14 protein-coding genes are annotated in these 17428 nt (G+C 63.1%); 6 read left to right on the top strand and 8 right to left on the bottom strand.

The window, feature by feature from the left end; all coding sequences use genetic code 11:
• The first annotated feature begins 60 nt into the window (after positions 1–60).
• Positions 61–1182: a class I SAM-dependent methyltransferase gene (locus HBA54_RS19565; protein ID WP_167227782.1), complete on the top strand. Its 1122-nt coding sequence runs from the start codon at positions 61–63 to the stop codon at positions 1180–1182.
• A 28-nt stretch (positions 1183–1210) separates the two neighbouring features.
• Here HBA54_RS19565 and HBA54_RS29725 read toward each other — a convergent pair whose 3' ends face one another.
• From HBA54_RS29725 to HBA54_RS19540, 5 genes are all read right to left on the bottom strand, one after another.
• Positions 1211–3226 (bottom strand): TRAP transporter large permease subunit, encoded by a 2016-nt coding sequence (locus HBA54_RS29725; protein ID WP_167227780.1) that lies wholly within the window; start codon positions 3224–3226, stop codon positions 1211–1213.
• Between the two features lie 93 nt (positions 3227–3319).
• Complete coding sequence (locus tag HBA54_RS19555; protein WP_167227778.1) at positions 3320–4360, bottom strand: TRAP transporter substrate-binding protein; 1041 nt, start codon at positions 4358–4360, stop codon at positions 3320–3322.
• 565 nt (positions 4361–4925) lie between these two features.
• The gene (locus HBA54_RS19550) at positions 4926–7073 is read right to left on the bottom strand and encodes a tetratricopeptide repeat protein (protein WP_167227776.1); all 2148 of its coding nucleotides are present in this window, start codon (positions 7071–7073) and stop codon (positions 4926–4928) included.
• Positions 7074–7274: 201 nt separating this feature from the next.
• A complete protein-coding gene (locus HBA54_RS19545) occupies positions 7275–8822 on the bottom strand; it encodes a DEAD/DEAH box helicase (RefSeq protein WP_437126230.1) in 1548 nt (515 codons plus the stop codon).
• 363 nt (positions 8823–9185) lie between these two features.
• Positions 9186–10049, bottom strand: a complete 864-nt coding sequence (locus HBA54_RS19540; RefSeq protein ID WP_167227774.1) for a DUF2189 domain-containing protein — start codon at positions 10047–10049, stop codon at positions 9186–9188.
• 236 nt (positions 10050–10285) lie between these two features.
• On the opposite strand from HBA54_RS19540, the gene bluB reads away from it, so the two are divergent.
• Complete coding sequence (bluB, locus tag HBA54_RS19535; protein ID WP_167227772.1) at positions 10286–10948, top strand: 5,6-dimethylbenzimidazole synthase; 663 nt, start codon at positions 10286–10288, stop codon at positions 10946–10948.
• On the opposite strand, the gene HBA54_RS19530 is transcribed toward bluB, so the two are convergent.
• The gene (locus HBA54_RS19530) at positions 10945–11583 is read right to left on the bottom strand and encodes a TetR/AcrR family transcriptional regulator (protein ID WP_167227770.1); all 639 of its coding nucleotides are present in this window, start codon (positions 11581–11583) and stop codon (positions 10945–10947) included. The genes bluB and HBA54_RS19530 overlap by 4 nt on opposite strands.
• A gap of 361 nt (positions 11584–11944) precedes the next feature.
• Here HBA54_RS19530 and HBA54_RS19525 point away from each other — a divergent pair, with 361 nt between their 5' ends.
• A complete protein-coding gene (locus tag HBA54_RS19525) occupies positions 11945–13564 on the top strand; it encodes a sensor histidine kinase (RefSeq protein ID WP_167227768.1) in 1620 nt (539 codons plus the stop codon).
• 137 nt (positions 13565–13701) lie between these two features.
• Positions 13702–14391, top strand: coding sequence for an SDR family NAD(P)-dependent oxidoreductase (locus HBA54_RS19520; RefSeq protein ID WP_167227766.1), 690 nt, complete (start codon positions 13702–13704; stop codon positions 14389–14391).
• Between the two features lie 12 nt (positions 14392–14403).
• On the opposite strand, the gene HBA54_RS19515 is transcribed toward HBA54_RS19520, so the two are convergent.
• On the bottom strand, positions 14404–15234 hold the full coding sequence (locus HBA54_RS19515) for an amino acid ABC transporter substrate-binding protein (protein ID WP_205944776.1): 831 nt from the start codon (positions 15232–15234) through the stop codon (positions 14404–14406).
• A gap of 363 nt (positions 15235–15597) precedes the next feature.
• Here HBA54_RS19515 and HBA54_RS19510 point away from each other — a divergent pair, with 363 nt between their 5' ends.
• Positions 15598–15987: a DUF4168 domain-containing protein gene (locus HBA54_RS19510; protein ID WP_167227763.1), complete on the top strand. Its 390-nt coding sequence runs from the start codon at positions 15598–15600 to the stop codon at positions 15985–15987.
• Here the strand turns inward: HBA54_RS19510 and HBA54_RS19505 are convergent.
• Positions 15948–16574, bottom strand: a complete 627-nt coding sequence (locus tag HBA54_RS19505) for a GNAT family N-acetyltransferase (protein ID WP_167227761.1) — start codon at positions 16572–16574, stop codon at positions 15948–15950. The genes HBA54_RS19510 and HBA54_RS19505 overlap by 40 nt on opposite strands.
• 225 nt (positions 16575–16799) lie before the next feature.
• On the opposite strand from HBA54_RS19505, the gene HBA54_RS19500 reads away from it, so the two are divergent.
• Entirely contained in the window at positions 16800–17369 is a 570-nt protein-coding gene (locus HBA54_RS19500; protein WP_167227759.1) for a thioesterase family protein, read from the top strand.
• The last annotated feature ends 59 nt before the right edge of the window (positions 17370–17428 follow it).

The raw sequence follows: 17428 nt of genomic DNA, 5'->3' as shown, positions 1-17428 counted from the left end.
GCCGCAGGGGTAGAAAGCACTGCGTCGCTGCATCTGTAACCGAAACCGGAGACAGTCAGTATGACCAACGCCCTTCAAAGCAGCCTGCAATCCGCCCCCGATCAATCCGCCAATCAGGCCCCCGACCCAGCTGGAGTCGAGGCCTTCGAGGCCCGCATGGTCGGGGCCCTCAATGAAGCTTCGATGATGCTGATGACCTCTCTGGGGCATCGCAGCGGGCTGTTCGATGCCATGGAGGGCGCCCCACCCCTAACCGCGGCAGCTCTGGCCGAACGCGCGGGCCTGCAGGAGCGCTATGTGCGGGAATGGCTGGGGGCCATGGTAGTCGGCGCCGTGGTGGAACTGGACCCGGAGAACGGCACCTACCGCCTGCCGGCCGAACATGCCGCTCTCCTGACCCGTTCGGCCGAGGCCAACCTGGCTGTCTATGCCCAATACATCGCAGTGCTGGGCAGTGTCGAGGACGACATTCTGACCTGTTTTCGTCAGGGTGGCGGGGTGCCATACGCACGCTATGACCGTTTCCACGAGGTTATGGCCGAGGACAGCGCCCAATCCGTTCTGCCCGCCTTGATCGACCATATTCTGCCGCTGGCGCCGGGCCTGATCGAGCGGCTTGAGGCGGGCATTCGGGTGCTCGATGCCGGCTGCGGCCGGGGCCGGGCGCTGATGCTCCTGGCCGAGCGTTTTCCCAAGAGCCGCTTTCAGGGCTACGACCTTTCCGAAGCGGCGATTGCCTGGGCGCGCGCAGAAGCGGTTGGGAAAGGGCTCGACAACCTGGCCTTCGAGGCCCGGGACCTGAGCGATTTCGACAGCAGCGCGCCGGAAGCAGCCTTCGACCTTGTCACCACCTTCGATGCCGTGCACGACCAGGCGCGGCCCCTCAACCTGTTGAAGGGCATCCGCCGGGCTTTGGCGGCGGACGGCGTCTATCTGGCGCAGGACATCAAGGGGTCGAGCCACCACCATCACGACCGCGATCATCCCATGGGTCCGATGCTCTACACGGTTTCCTGTATGCACTGCATGACCGTATCCCTGGCCCAGGATGGTGAGGGCCTGGGCGCCATGTGGGGCCGTGAAACCGCCGAGCGCTACTTCGCCGAAGCCGGCTTTGCTTCGGTCGAGGTCAACGAGCTGGAGCACGACCCGGTGAACTACTACTACCTCTGTCGCTGCTGAGAGGCGGCGACCTTACAGGCTCCGTGCTTCAGTTGCCGTTGAGATAGTTGGGCAGCCACATCGCGATGCCGGGGTTGAACAGCACAAGCGTCAGGGCAATCAACTGAAGGAAGATAAACGGAACCAGCGCGCGGAAGATCTCGGACAGGCTCATGTCCGAAGGTGCAACCGACTTGAGGTAGAAGGCGGCCGGACCAAAAGGCGGTGACAGATAGCTGACCTGCATGTTCATGGCAAAGAGGATGCCGAACCAAACCGGGTCCATCCCCAACTTGATGATGATCGGAACGAAGATCGGCATTGTCAGCAAGGCAATGCCGATCCAGTCCATAAACAGGCCCAATACGATCAGAATCGCCATCATGACCAGGACGATCACCAACGACGACGCACCGCTGTCAAGGATCGCGCTTTCGATGAAGCGGTTGCCGCCCATCAGGTTGTAGACCCCGACCAGGGCCGAGGCGCCAAGGCCGATCCAGATGATCATGCCGCAGGTTTCCAACGTCTGCTTAAGGCTGTCGCGGATCAGCGTCACGCTGACCTCTCCGCGCACGAGCGCGGCCAGGAAGACACCCAAGACCCCCATCGCCGCCGCCTCGGTTACCGAGGCCACGCCGCCGTAGATCGAACCAAGCACCATGAAGGCGACCCCGACGGGCATGATCACGCCCTTCATCTTGGCGGCCTTCTCGCTGAGCGGCATATCCAGTTCGGCCTGTGGGATGCTTGGGGCCATTGTCGGGTCCAACGTACAGCGCACGAAGATGTAGATGACGTATAGTGTCGCCAGCATCAGGCCCGGCGTGACGGTAGCGAGAAACAGATCGCCGATTGAAACGCTTGCGGTCAGCCCGTAGACAATCAAAACGATGGAGGGCGGGATCATGGTGCCCAGAGAGCCGCCGGCGCAGACGGTGCCGATGGCCAGCGCCCGGTTGTATCCAAGACGCAGCATCTGCGGCAGGGCGATGAGGCCCAACAGAACGATCTCTCCACCGATGATGCCGGAGATGGCCGCCAGGAAAACGGCGGCGATCAGGGTCTGAATGGCCACGCCGCCTTTGATGCGACCGGCAACGATGCGCATCGCATCGTACAAGTCCCGCGCCATGCCAGAGCGGTCAAGCAATGATGCCATCAGCACGAACATCGGGATGGCAACCAATACGTACTCGTTGATGAAACTGTAGATTCGGCTTGAGACCAGAGGCACGCCGAGCGGCCCGAACCACGCCAGCGTGAAGATAATCGCAATCAGCCCCGTCACAAATGCAAGCGGAATACCGGTCAGGATCATCACCATGATGCTGCCGACCAACAGGAGCGACCCCATCTCGATCCCGATGGACCGTCCATAGGTGAACAGAACGATGCCACCGAGGATCAGAATGCAAAACACCACGGAAATCCCGGCAAACGCGGCCTTCGAGGGTGCTTCACGCGCCGATTGGCGATAACCGCTGCCTTTATAAGCGGTCAGAAGATGACCGACAGACTGCACGGCAAGCACGGCCGAAGTGATCAGCAAGGCCAGCTTGATCAGCGCCGGTGTCATCGGGTTCCAGGCTGATCCCGACCGCTCCAAGCGCAGGTCGCCTTGCGGTGTGAACCAGGCTTTGTCGACCATCGTGAAGGCCGCATAGGCGATTGCCAGGGCAAAGAACAGCGACAACAACGCATTGACGATATCCAACAAGCGGCGGGTGCCACCGCTGGTACCGAAGTAGATCAGGCCGATGCGGATGTGCTTGTCACCGGCAAGGCACTGCATGCCGCCATACAGATAGCAGACCGCGATCAAGGCGATGACGGTCTCGTGGGCCCATATCGTCGGTGCGTTGAAGGCATAGCGCGCGACGATCTCGTAGATCGAAATCAGAGCTGCCAGTGCAAACAGCAAACTGACCGCACCGCCAAATTTCATGATGCCGCGGTCGAGGGCATTCTGCGGACCCGCCGCACCGTCTTCGTGAATCCGCTTCAGGGCCTCCAACTGTTCATCGTCGGTTGCTTCGGGCAAAAACGGTTTGTTAGCGGACATGCGCGCCTCTTCCTTGAAGACAGCTTTGGCGGAATGATCAATACGAAAGGGGGGCAGTGGGCGCCCCCCTTTCCTGTGCTTGCGGCCGGCGGTTTACTCGGCGGTCAGGAGGCCGGCTTCAATAAGGTAGGATGTCACGCTTTCATAGGCCTTGCCGGCCATTTCAGAGCGCTCGGCCCAGTTGGCCCACTGGCTTCTGGCGATGCCGCGAAACTTGGCGCGTTCTTCGTCGGGCCAGTTGATGACGGTAATGTTCGGATCGGCGGTCGCTTCAGCCACCGCGATGGCATTCTGCGCTTCCAGGCGGTTGATCATGTCATAAGCGAAGTCGCGAACCGATACTTCCAGGATGGCTTTCAGGTCGCCCGGCAGGTCGTCGTAGATTGCCTTGTTCATCGATACGTCGATTACCGGCATCGAATGGAACCCGGGATAAAGCGGGTAGTTTGCGAACTTGTGCATGCCTTGTGCGTGGTTGGTCGAAAACACCGTGTAGTCGGCGGCATCGATCACGCCTTTTTCCAGCGACGTATATACCTCGGAGCCGGGAAGGTTCACCGGCGCGGCGCCCGCTGCGGCGAAGACTTCCTGCACCATGCCCTCGGGCGCCCGCATCTTGATACCGGCCAGATCATCGACTCCGTAAATCGGCTTGGACGACAAGAAGGACTCGACACCAGTTGCGGATGCGCCCAGGAACTGCAGGCCATAGGGGTTGACCAGTTCGTTGAACAGTTCGATCCCGCCGCCATAGTTCATGTAGTTGAACATCTGCTGCGGGGCCGACCATGCGCCCACCAGGTTGCCAAGCATCGCAAAGGCCGGATCTTTGCCCGAGAAATACGAAGGGTCGGTAATGTGGCCCTGCAGGATGCCGGCGCCGACCGCGTCAAGCGTCTCGGTGTGGGCCACCACTGTTCCAACCGGCACAACGGTGATCTTGATGCGATCACCGGACATGGCGCCGACACGTTCCGCCCAGGCCTGTTGGATGGTGAAGAAGTTATCGCCGGCCTGTGCAGATGTCTGGAACGTCCAATCGTAATCCGCCGCAAAGGCTGCAGGGGCGGCAAGCAATGCAACCGCCGCGACGATCCCGCCCGATATGTTTGTTTTGATTGTCTTGAAGCTCATTTCGCTCTCTCTGTTTCGCGGCGCTGGCCGCAAGCTTGTTGAGACCGCCGGATCAGCCCGGCCGTTTCTTTATACCTGGTTTTTAAATTTGGATATGCAGTTGACCTGCTGCCGATGCCGCTACCGGTGTCGGCTCCAGGGATTACCTTGGTGCCATGTTTCCTCCCTTGGTATTCGGTTTTTTTGCAGCAGATCATTGGCGCCTGCTTGGGACCTTGCAGCACTAGATCGGATCATGTTTTGACGGAACCAATTTGGTGGTTGCGTCAAAACATGTGAATCCGATCGCCATCAAACAGTTCGAGCATGCGGGTATTACCCCTGCTCGCAAGACTTCCGGCTGAAACGCTGCTCGAAGCCTCTCGTGCATCTCTTTGTCTTTATGTCATACATAGCTATTCAGCAGGCGCCTGCTTTCAAGGGTGCCGAGGGGTTTTGCGAGACGGTTTAGGCAAGACTTTGCGGTCCTGCGCCAAGTAAGTGCGTTGCTTCATCGAATCGATTAGGAATAATCGGACGACTTGCTTGGTCGTGGCTGGGGCGGCCTTTCGGCGCGCCATCTGTATTACTCCGTAACGGCGCGGCGGCAGTAGCTCAGGGAGAGGGCGATGTGCCTCTGGGCCATGAGCTGTGAGCAGATATCCGATGCCATGTCGGCCTTGTCGGCGTCCTCGCTGACTTCGATCGCTTGGTCGAAGTCGGCGCGGGCTGACTGGCGGTCATCCAGGTGGGCATAGGAAAGTCCGCGTGAGTAAAACGACCAGGCGCTTTCCGGGTTGAGCCTCAAGGCTTCGCTGTAGTCGGCCGCAGCCAGCGCGAACTCGCTCATTTCGTAGTGCACGTCGCCGCGCGAGTAGAAGATGTCGGGGTCATCGGGTTGCAACGTCAGGGCCTGGGTGAAATCGGCCAGGGCGGCGTCGTAGTCCTCGAGCCTGAGGTAGGCGAGGCCGCGGTTGTAAGGCGCCGGATAGTAGGTTGCGTCCTTTTCAATCGCCGTGGTGTAGTCGGCGATGGCTGCTTTCGGATCGCCCCTGTCGGCAAAGGCGATGCCCCGGTTGTTCCAGGCCCAGGCACTGTTCGGCCGCAGTTCGACCGCGCTGTCGAAGTCGGCGATCGCCAGATCGAAGCGCTGTTGTTCGTTGTAGATCTGACCGCGGTAGATCAGTGTGTTGAGATTGTCCGGATTGTGCTTGAGTGACGCGCTATAGCTCCGGACTGCGGCGTTCAAGTCGTTCAGGAAATACTGTGCGGTGCCGAGATTGGCATGGGCGGCGGCGTATTCGGGCGCCAAAGCAACGGCCTCCGCCAGGGTGATGGCCGCCTCTGCATGGCGGTTCAGGTCGTTCAGCACGCGCCCGCGGTTGTTCATTGCCCAGGTGTATTCGGGATCGAGCTTCAGGGCTGCGTCGTAGTCTTCAAGGGCGTCGTCAAGATCGTTGAGATCGTAGTGAACCAGGCCGCGCCCGACCAGTGCCTGTGCATAGGTTCCATCCAGTTCGAGCACGCTGGTAAAATCGCTCAGCGCCGCTTCGTGCTGGTCCAGGAAATAGTGACTGCGCCCGCGCATGTAGAACGCGTCGGGGTCGTTGGGATCCCGCGCTACTGCCTCGCTGAAGTCGTCGGCAGCGGCGCTGTAGTTCCGGGCGCGATATTTGGCGAGGCCGCGATTGTAGAACACGATGGTGTAGTCGGGATCGATCCGCAGGGCCGTTGTGAACGAGGCGATCGCCTCGTCGTAGTGACCCTGGTCCGACAGGCTGTTGCCGAGCGTGCTGTGAGCCCAGGCATTGTCCGGCTCCAGCCGCAGGGCCTCGCGATAGTCTTCTATGGCGCGGTCGAGGTTTTCCAACTCATAGTAGGCGACGCCGCGCTCCACGAAGCTGTCGGAGTCCTTGGGGTTCAGGCGCAGTGCGATATCGAGGTCGGCGATGGCTTCCGCCGGCCGGTCCAGGGCGCTCAACGCAATACCGCGATTGGCATAGCCGACGGCGTCTTCGGGATCGAGTTCGATCACCTCGTCATAGTCCAGCAGCGCCCGCTCATAGTCGTCCAGATCCAGGTAGACATTTCCCCGGCTGTTGAAAGCCCAACTGTCGAAGGGATCGAGTTCGATCGCCTTGTCGTAGCTGGCAATGGCTTCCGTGTAGCGTTCCAGGGCGGCCAGGCTGCGGCCCTGATAGTAGTAGGCGCTGTTGGACTCCGGGCTTAGCCGTATGACCGAAGCGAAATCGGCAGCAGCCTTGTCGTGCTGCTCTGCTTCGTGGAACACGCGGCCGCGGAAGTAGAATGCTTCGTCATTCTCCCCGTCCAGGGCGAGGGCGCGGTCGAAGTCCGCCAGAGCCTCGTCGTTGCGGTCCTCGTAGTAGTGGGCGCGGCCGCGGTGGACCAACAGGTCGACGTCGACCTCGCCCAGCTCCAACGCCCGGCTGTAGTCGGCAATCGCCTCGTCGTAGTCGTCCCGGGCGAAATAGGCGTGGCCGCGGCCGACCAGCGCCGCCACCTTGTCGCCCGGGCGCAAAGCCTGAAGGCTCAGGCAGTGCGTCAGCGTCGATATCGCAACGTCATCGAGGCCGAAGGTCAGGGCACCTTCGCCCTCCCTGCAGACTTCGGGCTTTTCGTCGGCTGCCTCTTCGGCCAGGGCGTGACCGACCGAGGACTCCCCTGACAACGCAAGAAAAAGCAGCATCGCCGTTGTTCGGCGAAGCACCATCATGGCTCGTGCTCTCTGTTAACCAAACACCCGGTAACGCCGAGGCTCTCCAACTTCAGCGCGAATATATTCTAGCGTTGATTGCAGCCGCCGCCAATGGTGAAGCGTGTATCGCGGGCGAAACGGGACGGTCCAAAGAGTGAAGGCCGCCGCGGTTTGCGCGGCGGCCTTCGAAGGCATTACGGGGTCTGTGGCTAATGGCCGTTAGGCAGCCCGGGGGCGGCCCTTGGGTGCCCCGCCCGAAGCCGGCCGCCGCGGCGACGCCCCGCCGCCGTTCTGCTTGCTGCCGAACTTCTGGTTGGGCTTCTTGCCGCCGAAGCGCTTTTTGCCACCGTTTTTCTGAGCCTCGTCCTTTTGCTCGGAAGAGCCCTGCGACCCAGGCTTTGCGCCGTTGCCGTTTTGCTGGCCCGTCTTGGCATACGGCTTGCCTTGGGGCTTACCCTTGCCGTTGCCGGACTTGGCCCAACGCTCGCCGTTGCCCTGGCGCTGTCCGGAACGCTGCTGCGGGCGCGGCCCGTTCTTGCGCGCCGGCCGCCGCGCCGGGTTGTCGTTGGCCGGGGCGTCGCCGATGACCTCGAGACGCAGCTTGATCAGGCGTTCGATGTCGCGCAGGTAGGCACGCTCCGTCGCATCGCAGAAGGAAATCGCGGCACCCTCGGCGCCGGCCCGGGCCGTGCGGCCGATGCGGTGGACGTAGCTTTCCGGCTCGTTCGGCAGCTCGTAGTTGATCACATGGGTGATGCCGGAGACATCGATGCCGCGGGCGGCGATGTCGGTGGCCACCAGGACGCGGGCGCGGCCCTTGCGGAATGCGTCGAGCGCCTTTTGACGGGCGTTCTGCGACTTGTTGCCATGGATGGCGTCGGCGGAGATGCCGGCCTTGTCCAACTGCTCGGCCACCCGGTTGGCGCGGTGCTTGGTGCGGGTGAAGACGATCACGCGCTTCATGGCGGGGTCGGCCAGCAGGTTCTCCAGCAGGGTCCGCTTGTCGGCGGTCGAGACATGATGCACCGACTGGGCGATACGCTCCACGGTCACCACCTTGGGCGTCACCTCGACGCGCAGCGGATTGTGCAGCATGTCGCCGGCCAGCTTGGCGACTTCGGTCGGCATGGTGGCGGAGAACAGCAGCGACTGGCGCCGCTGCGGCAGGGCCGCCACGATCTTGCGCACGTCGCGGATGAAGCCCATGTCGAGCATGCGGTCGGCCTCGTCCAGGACAAGATGCGAGACCTTGTCGAGGCGGATGTGGCGCTGGTTCAGCAGGTCCATCAGGCGGCCGGGCGTGGCCACCACGATATCCAGGCCGCGCGCCAGGGCGCGCACCTGCCCGTGCTGGGAAACGCCGCCCAGGATGACCGTGTGGCGCAGCTTGTACTGGCGGCCGTAGACCTTCAGCGCATCGCCGATCTGCACCGCCAGCTCGCGGGTCGGCGCCAGGATCAGGGCGCGGGTCGCCTTCGGCCCGACATGTTCTTTGTTCTCTGAAAGGCGCTGCAGAATCGGCAGGGCGAAGGCGGCGGTCTTGCCGGTGCCGGTCTGGGCAATGCCCAGCATGTCGCGGCCCTTCAACAGTTCGGGGATCGCCTGCGCCTGGATCGGTGTGGGGGTGGTGTAGTCCGCTGCCGCCAGGGCGCGGAGCAGGGGCTCGGCCAGGCCGAGGTCGGTAAACTTCACACCATCGACCGGCGCCTCAGGGGCGGCCGGGGCGGTGGTGGTATCGGTATTGGTATTAGGGGTACTGGTATTCACGAACAGAGTCCTTTTGCGCCGAGCGTGCTGCCTTTCAGACAAGCGAAACCGCCGGTTAGCGCGTTGCCGTCATCCACGCGCACCTGGAGCAAACGGAAAATTTTGGGAAAAGATGGTTCTCGGGATGAGAGGCGCCTCCGCCAGGAGAGACCTTTCGCGCGATCACGAGACATCAATGACCGCTAGATGCCCCTTTTCAGCCCCAAAGTCAAGGAGAGTTATGTTGCATTGCACACAAAAGGGGTGGGAAGGGCGGAAACCTTGAGTTCCTGCCGTGGGCTTCAGTCCCGATATCTCACTCTTGCTGGCTCAGGGAGAGCCAACCTGGTCGATGGTGCGGGCTCCCGCCTAACCCCTAACGCCCTACCTCACAACCCGCCGATACAGATGCCAGGTGGCATGGCCCAGCACCGGCATGACGATGACGAGGCCGAGGAAGAGGGGGATCGAGCCGAGCACCAGGGCGCCGGCGACGATCATGCCCCAGAGCGCCATGATGCCGGGGTTGGCGGCGACCGCGCGCACCGAAGTGCCGATGGCGATGCCGAGGCCGACCGGGCGGTCGAGCAGCAGCGGGAAGGACACTACGCTGATCGCCAGCACGACCACGGCGAAGAGGAAGCCGACGCCCAGGCCGACGAGGGTCATGGTCCAGCCGGCGCTGGTGGTCAGCACATCGGAGAGGAAGGCGGCGGGCGAGGCCGGCGGTTGCGGGCCCAGGGTCAGCAGGTAGATCAACTGCGCCGCGCCCAGCCACAGCACGAACAGCGCCAGCAAGGCGAGACCCAGAATGGCGATGGCCCCGAAGGAGGGCGCGCGCACCATCCCGAAAGCATGGAGCCAGCTTGCGGGCAGGCCGCGTTCGCGCCGCCGGCTCAACTCATAGAGGCCGATGGCCGCCACCGGGCCGACAAGGGCAAAGCCGGATGCCAGGGGGAACAGCAGCGCCAGCATGTCGTAGTTCAGGGCGGCGTGGATGAGCACCAGGCTGATCGCCGGGTAGATGATGCAGAGGAAGATGACGTCTGAGCGGTAGGCGCCGAAGTCGCTGAAGCCTTTCGCCAGGGCCTCGCGCAGGTCGGCGACTCCGATCTTGCGAACGCTTGGATGTCCGGCCTGTTCGGCGGTTTCGTCGGCGGGCAGGGAACTGCCGGCGGCTTCGACCGCCTGGGCGGCGTCCTTCAGCGCGTCCATTCCCCACTCGATGGGGTTTCGGATGGTGTGCATGATGGTCCCTCGCAAAGCTTGGTTTGGATGCCACAGCCGGTTCCCGGCCGGACGCCTCTCGCCGGCAGCCGGCCGCAAGGGAGCCGGATTTCTTTTATTTCCCGCAGCTTACGCCAGATAGCGGGCCTTGTCTCTTCACAACTGGTTGTTTTGTCAGACCACTGAGTTCGCGCACCCTCAGTTCCGCTGAGTTCGGGCCTTGCGGGGCGTGGTCCGGCGGATGGATAGTGACGTTCATGAAAGCCGAGTCCCCCAGTCCGCCGTCCGGCCCCGATTTCAGTCCCGAATTCCAGGCGCGGCTTGAAGAACTGCTGGTCTGGCGCCGGGACGTCCGGCGCTTTCGCGGCGATGCCCTGCCGGAGGGTTTGCTGGAACGCCTGCTGGGGCTCGCCGAACTGGCGCCCAGCGTGGGTCTCAGCCAGCCCTGGCGTTTCGTGCGGGTCATCGGCCCTGAAGCGCGCGGGTGTGTTGTCGAGAATTTCGAGGCCGCCAATGCCGAGGCCCTGGCCGACTACGCCGGCGACCGGGCGGCGCTCTATGCGCGGCTGAAACTCTCCGGCCTGCGCGAGGCGCCGGAACAGCTTGCGGTCTTTGCCGACCTCGCGCCCGAGGCGGGGCAGGGGCTTGGCCGGCGAACCATGCCGGAGACCCTGCAGTATTCGACGGTCTGCGCCATCCATACGCTCTGGCTGGCGGCGCGGGCGGCCGGGGTCGGGCTCGGCTGGGTGTCGATTCTCGATCCCCTGCGGATCGGCCGGGATCTGGCGGTTCCGGAGACCTGGAGTCTGGTCGCCTATCTCTGCCTTGGGTATCCCGAGGAGGCGCACGACGACCCGGAACTGCAACGCCACGGCTGGCAGGCCCGGGAAGCGGCGGGGCCGGTGCTTCTCACCCGCTAGCTTGCAGGCGCAAGGCCACGCAGGATCAGGTCGATCTGCGGCGTGATGCGGGCCAGGCATTCATCGGCGCTGGCATTCTCAAAAAACGCCGGGCGCATGCCCCAGAGGGTGATCGCATAAATCGCCGCGATGGCCGCTTCGAGATCGGCCTGCGGCGCGATCTCGCCGCGGGCGACCCCGGCCTGCAGAATCTCGCGGGTCACCGCATCGCCGGCCCGGCGTTGCTTGATGTTCTCCTGCTCCGTCTCCGCCGGCCAGACGCAGGAGTAGGCCACCAGGATCGCCGTCAGCTTCGGATCGGCGAGGTCATGGGCGTACTCGGTCTGCAGTTTGCGCAGCAGGCGCGCGCGGACCGGCCCCTCCTGCGGCAGGTCCGACGCCATTTCGCCGAGCTGGGCCGTGTTCTGTTCGGTGAGGATGGCGAACATCAGGCCGGCCTTGGAGCCGAAATGAGCATTGATCAGGCCGGCGGAGACCCCGGCTTCGGCGGCGAGCATGGTCACCGTCGTTCCGAGGTATCCCTTTTCCGACAGCATTTTGCGGCCGACCTGCATGATGCGGCGGCGCGTTTCCGCCTTTTGCGCGGCGCGCTTGCCGCCGCTGACGGGGGTTTTCTGGGCCGGGAGAATGCTCATCCGGGCCATAATGACTCATTCATTAAAAATAATCAATGATAATGTTCATTGAATGTATTTAGTGAATTGCTATATGTCGGAGGTCACGATGAAGGCTCGGTCGACCGGGTTTCCGGAGGCTGGCCAGGTAAGGCCCCAATGCAGCGCTTGAACGACCCCAGGGCGCAGGATTGCAGGTCTTCATCAGAACAAGAGCGGGCGGGCCGCCGCGGCCAGCGCCGTAGCGGCCCGCCAAGCTGCTCTTAAGGAGAGACGCCGTCGAAAGGGGATCGGAAGCGGCTTTTGGCCGCCGCCGCGATCCCGGCTCCGCGATCTCGCCTGCCGATACGACTGTGGGGGGCCATGTTTGAAAGGTCGGACGATGTTGGGAAGTCCTGTTGGGTTTGGAAGCCATGTTGGCGATGCAGCGCGGATGCGCATGCCGCCGGTACGTGTCCTCTGCGGTTTGTTGCTCTTCGCCCTCTCGGCTTTGCTGGGGTCCGTGTTCTGGCACGTCGAGGCGCAGGACAGATCGCTGCGCAATCACAGCCATCACCTCGCACAGACTGCGGTGAAGAACTTTGCGCGCCAGACCGAGGTTCTGGCGCGTGACTACGGCTATTGGAACGAGGCCTACCGGAATCTGGTGGAAGCGCCGGACAGCGGTTGGGTTGAGGAGAACATCATTCTCGATGACCTTCACGACATGCTGGGGATCGACGCTTTCCTGGTCCTCGACGAGAACGATGTGCCCGTCCTGGCGCAAGTGCAGGGTTCCCAAGGCCGGCGTGGACCGGAGGAGCGGATGGAGATGCCGCGGCTGCTCGCCGGCGGGCTCGCCGAGCTGATCGATCATGTCAGGAGCCGTGAAGTCAGCCGACCCTATGCCGCCTCCGCCTTCGTCAATCTTGGCGACGCGGTGGCCCTGGTGGCGGTGAGCCCGATTTTGCCTTTTCAGGAAACACCCCGGGCGGAAGTGGACGGCAAAACCGTTCATCTGCTGGTACTGCTCCGCCCCCTGACACCGGCCTATCTGTCCGAGATCGCGCATGACTTCGGGCTGGCGGACCTGGCCTTTGTTTCCAAGCGCCTGCCGCGCGACGCAACTTTGGCGCTGGAGACCAAGGCCGGTACGCAGGTGGCCAGCCTTACCTGGACGCCATCGCATCCCGGTGCGCAGCCGCACGTGCTTTTCGTCGTGCTGGCCGCGGCCCTGGCCTTGGGTGTCGCCGGGTTGGGATACCAGACCGTAAAGTCCTGGGAGCGCTACTGCCGTGCCCGGCAGGAAGCAGAAAGGCGCCGGCAGATCGCGGCCCAATCCAGCACCAATTTTATTGCCCATGTCAGTCAGGACCTGCGCCGCCCCCTTTCGGCAATGACCGGGCTCAGCGCCCTGGTCAAGACGGAGGTCTTCGCGTCACTCGATAAAGAGCGCTACCGTGCCTACCTGACCGACGTAGTGCTGGCGGCGCGTCAGCTCGTCGATACCGTCTCGACGGTTCTCGATCTCTCCAGTCTGGGAAAGCGCGACTACAAGCCCATTATCACGGTGGTACCTGTCGCGGGACTGCTGAAAGATGTCGAGTCGATGATGGCTTTTCGATTTCGCCGCCGGGAAGTCGCCCTGAAGATCGAGGAATGCGCAGCGGACCTGGCCGTCCTCGCCGATCCCATGACCTTGAAACATATTATTCTCGAGCTGATCACCGACGCCATAAAGGAAACGCCTGAAGATGGCCAGGTGACCGTCCGAACCGCGAGAGTTGGTGGGGACTGGATCGAGATCGCCGTAGCCGACCAGGGGGACGGGATGGCAAAGGATCGGATTTCGGTGATGCTTCATCCCTTCGCCGGCCTGTCGCCGGATGGCGCCCGGGACGCCGACCTCGGCCTTGCCGTAATCCAGGCGCTGGTCAAGCTGCACGGCGGGACGCTCACGGTGATGAGCAAACCCGGAGAGGGCACGATTATCCTGCTGCGCCTGCCGGCCGCCTCCTGCTGACGCAGAGGATCGCGGACAACGCAGCACGAGACAACGCAGCAGGGGACAATGCAGCATACAGGCGCCCGCTTACTGCTTTAAGATCGGGGCGCGGCGGTATCGGCGCCGCTTGAACGTAGCGAGAAGGAGCGGAAGCAATGGCAGACCAGCAATGCTGTGTGATCGTCGGTGTCGGACCGGGCCTGGGCGCCGCTGTTGCGCGCCGTTTCGCGGCGGCCGGCTACGCCGTGGCCCTGGCCTCGCGCAATCCGGATCGGCTGGCTCCGCTGGTGGCGGAGATCGCGGCGGCGGGCGGCAGTGCCAGGGCCTATCGTGCCGACGCGACGGACGAGACCGAGGTAACCGCTCTTTTCGACGCGGCGGAGAAAGACCTGGGTCCTATCGGGGTCGCGGTTTTCAATGCTTCCGGGCGTGTCCGCAAGCCGATCGCGGAGATCGAGGCGCAGGAATTCATCGATGCCTGGATGCGCGGCTGTTTCGGCGGCTTCCTGGTCGGCCGGGAAGCGGCGCGGCGCATGCAGCCGCGCAACGCCGGAACGATCCTCTTCACCGGCGCCACTGCCAGTGTAAAAGCTTTCCCGCTTTCGGCCGGCTTTGCCGTTGCCAAGTACGGCCTGCGCGCGCTGGCGGAATCCATGGCCCGGGCGTTGCAGCCGGAAGGGATTCATGTCGCGCACTTCGTCATCGACGGTGCCATTGGCAGTGATGAGACGAATGCCAGGCTGGACCCCACCGCGATCGCCGAGACCTACTATCAGACCCACGCCCAGCACCCGAGTGCCTGGTCGAGTTCCGTCGAACTGAGACCCTGGACCGAGAATTTCTAGTCCGGCAGACGCTCAATCCGGAAAACTCTGCAGCGTGTACATGGCGCGCAACAGATCGCTCATCCGCGCCTTACCGAAACTGGCTTCATAAATCTTGCCGATGGCCTTGCTGCGGTAGAGGCGGACCAGCGCGCGGTCGACCAGCAGCCGGAAGTCGCTGTCGCCCCGGCGCAGGGCCAGCGCATAGGGCTCGAAGGAAAAGAACCTCTGTGAAAGGACCAGCCGCTCCGGATTTTTGGCCTGGCGCGCAAGCATGATCAATATGGCGCGGTCGGCGAAGTAGGCGGCGATCTCTTCGGCCTCCAGGGCGTCGCGTCCTGCTTCATGGCTGGAAATGGCTACCACCTCGGCGGTGATCCCGGCCTCCGAGAGTGCGCGCCGCAGGCCGTCGTCGGTGGTGGTGCCGGCGCGCACGCCGACTTTCCGGCCGTTCAACTCGGTGAAGCTGGCCGGCCCGCCGCTTCGATAGAGAACGCTGGCACCGGTGACGAAGGTCTGCAGGCTGAAGTCGACCTCGGCCCGTCGTTGCAGGGTAACGGTGGTCGCGCCGCAGAGCAGATCGATGCGGCCGTCTGCCAGCGCGGCAAAACGGTTCTCAGCCGTCACCGGAACGAATTCGACCGCAAGCTGATCCAGTTCCAGGCTTGCCTGCACGGCACCGCCGATGGCCGCACAAAGCGCGACGCTGTAACCGGCGGCCCGCCCGTTTTCGTCTGCAAAGGAAAATGGCGCGGCGTCGTCGCGAAAGCCGAGCTTGAGGCCGCTGGTTTCGCGAACCTTGTCAAGGGTTGCCGCCTGGCTTGCAGTGGCAAAGGAAAGGCCGACCGCCAAAAAAAACGCCACGCCTCGAGAGGCAGCGCGCCTCAGATACCCTGATTCCGCTCCACCCATCGCCATGCTCCCCAGCGTTGTGTCTTGTTTGGCCCGCTCAGCCGGAAGGGGACCACAGGCCGGATGCTGTGACAACTCTGGCCGCGTGACAAATTCTGGCCATGGCCGTTGGCTTCAGGCTGAAGCTTACGCTCCCTGCGGCCCGCAGGTACGGCAAGGTCTGGTGCCCCGAACCCGAACCTCGATCCTCATCCTTGGGAATAGTGCGCGTTCCCAGCCGTCTTGTTTAGCAATGAGGAATGAGATCGGGTTCCCGTCACTCTGCGTGAACGGGGCGTGAGCGGGCCCGGGTCTCGAAACAGAGAGGGTCTTTCGATGTTGAGAATCCTGCCGCTTGCGGTCGTCGCCATTTCATTTTCCCTGCTGGCCGGCCTGCTGCCGGCCCGCGACGCGGGTGCTGCGTCACAGGGGCTTTTGCACCAGGTGCAGGCGGCTGGTGCAGATTTCAGTGAAGGCCAGCTGGAGGCCTATGTCGCCGCTGTTGTGAAAATTCAGGAGATCGACAAGTCCTGGCAGCCGCGCATTGAAGGTGCCCAGACTTCGGGCGAAGCGGCTGAAATGACCCGTGAGGCAACGGAAGAGATGATCGCCGAGGTTCAGGCTCAGGGTCTCAGCGTCGAGGAATACAACTCCATCACCCAGGCCGCGGAGAGTGACGACGGACTTTATGAGCGCATTCTGACGCTGCTGGCTGAGCTTCGCTGAGCGGCAAGCGCTGCGCCGACCTGTGTTGCCACGCGGCGCACCCTTTGGGCCGCCGCTGTATCGGGCAAAGACCACGGGTTGGCGGCCGCCTCGGCGACGACCGCGCCGTCCTGAATGCTGATCTCGGCCCCCAGGCTTTGCACCAGACGGCGCATGGCCTGGTTCTCCGACAGCAGGCTGCCGTGGAAACGCTCGATGCCTGCCGCCATGGCCGAGGCGCCGAGTGCCCCCAAAAGCACCTTTGATACGCCCTGGCCCTGATGGCGGTCGCAGATCGTCAGGGCAACCTCGGCCCGGGAGGACGCCTCTGCTTCCCGCACATAGCGGCCCAGCGCGATAGCACCGTCCTGTGATTTTTCCGAAGGATCGATGACCAGCCAGGAGACATGGTCCCTTGCATCGGTATTGGTCAGGTAGTCGAGGTCCCGGGCGCTGAGGCGAATGCCACGGCTGTGGAAGCGGGCGTAGAGCGTTTCCGCCGAAAGCAGTTTCAGGGCCCGCTCGATCAACTGCCGGTCTTCACGGCGCAGCGGCCGCACGAGATAGTTGGTGCGGTTGTCGGCTGTTACGGCGATGCTTGCGGACAAGGCTTTCCCCACGTTCAATCGGTTTCTCTGCCAATCGGCTGTTCTGCAGTAGCCGACTTTTCAGCGGCCGCATTTGTTTCGATTGAAAGTTTGACGCTTTTGCGCCTCTCTTGGCAAGTTGACCGGTCAGCGCAGGCTCCGGCTGCCAGCCGGGCAGTCGTGATCGGCGAATATCGTTGGCGGGAAAGGGTGGGGCCGCGGGCCCTCTTGGCGATGAATCTGATCTTGCGTCTTATCAAGGTTCTGCTGTCGGCGCGGTTTGGCACGGCACTCGGGGTTTTGGATGTCTCGGTCATCCGCCTGCGGGTCTGGCCGAACGATCTCGACTTCAACCTTCACATGAACAACGGGCGCTACCTGACGATCATGGACCTTGGCCGGATCGACCTGATGGCGCGCAACGGATCGCTGAAGACCTTTCGCCAACGCCGCTGGATGCCTGTGGTTGCCGCCCAGACCATCACTTTCCGCCGCTCCCTTAGGCCGCTGCAGGAATTTGAACTGCATACCCGTGTGGTCTGCTGGGATGAGGATTTCGTCTACATGGAGCAGACCTTCATGGCGGAGGGACGCATCGCCGCCCTGGCCTTGGTGCGGGCGGCTTTTGTTGAAGAGGGCCGAAAGCTGCACTCCGCCGACGTCCTGGAAGCCATCGGCGTCCACCGCCGCTCGCCGTCGATGCCCTCGGGTATCAAGGCCTGGACGGCGGTCGAGGACTGGCACCGCGAAACCAGCTCCGCCGATGTGCGCCAACGCGAAGCCCTGGCGCAAGGCGAGACGCCCGACGAAGGTTAGCCGGCTTCCCCTGGCTGTCGTCGTGTGATAGCGTCTTTGGCGTCAAGCTACTGAAATGG

Source organism: Pelagibius litoralis (genome assembly GCF_011683915.1).
GTDB lineage: Bacteria > Pseudomonadota > Alphaproteobacteria > Kiloniellales > Kiloniellaceae > Pelagibius > Pelagibius litoralis.
This window is presented reverse-complemented; position numbering and strand designations above follow the sequence as displayed.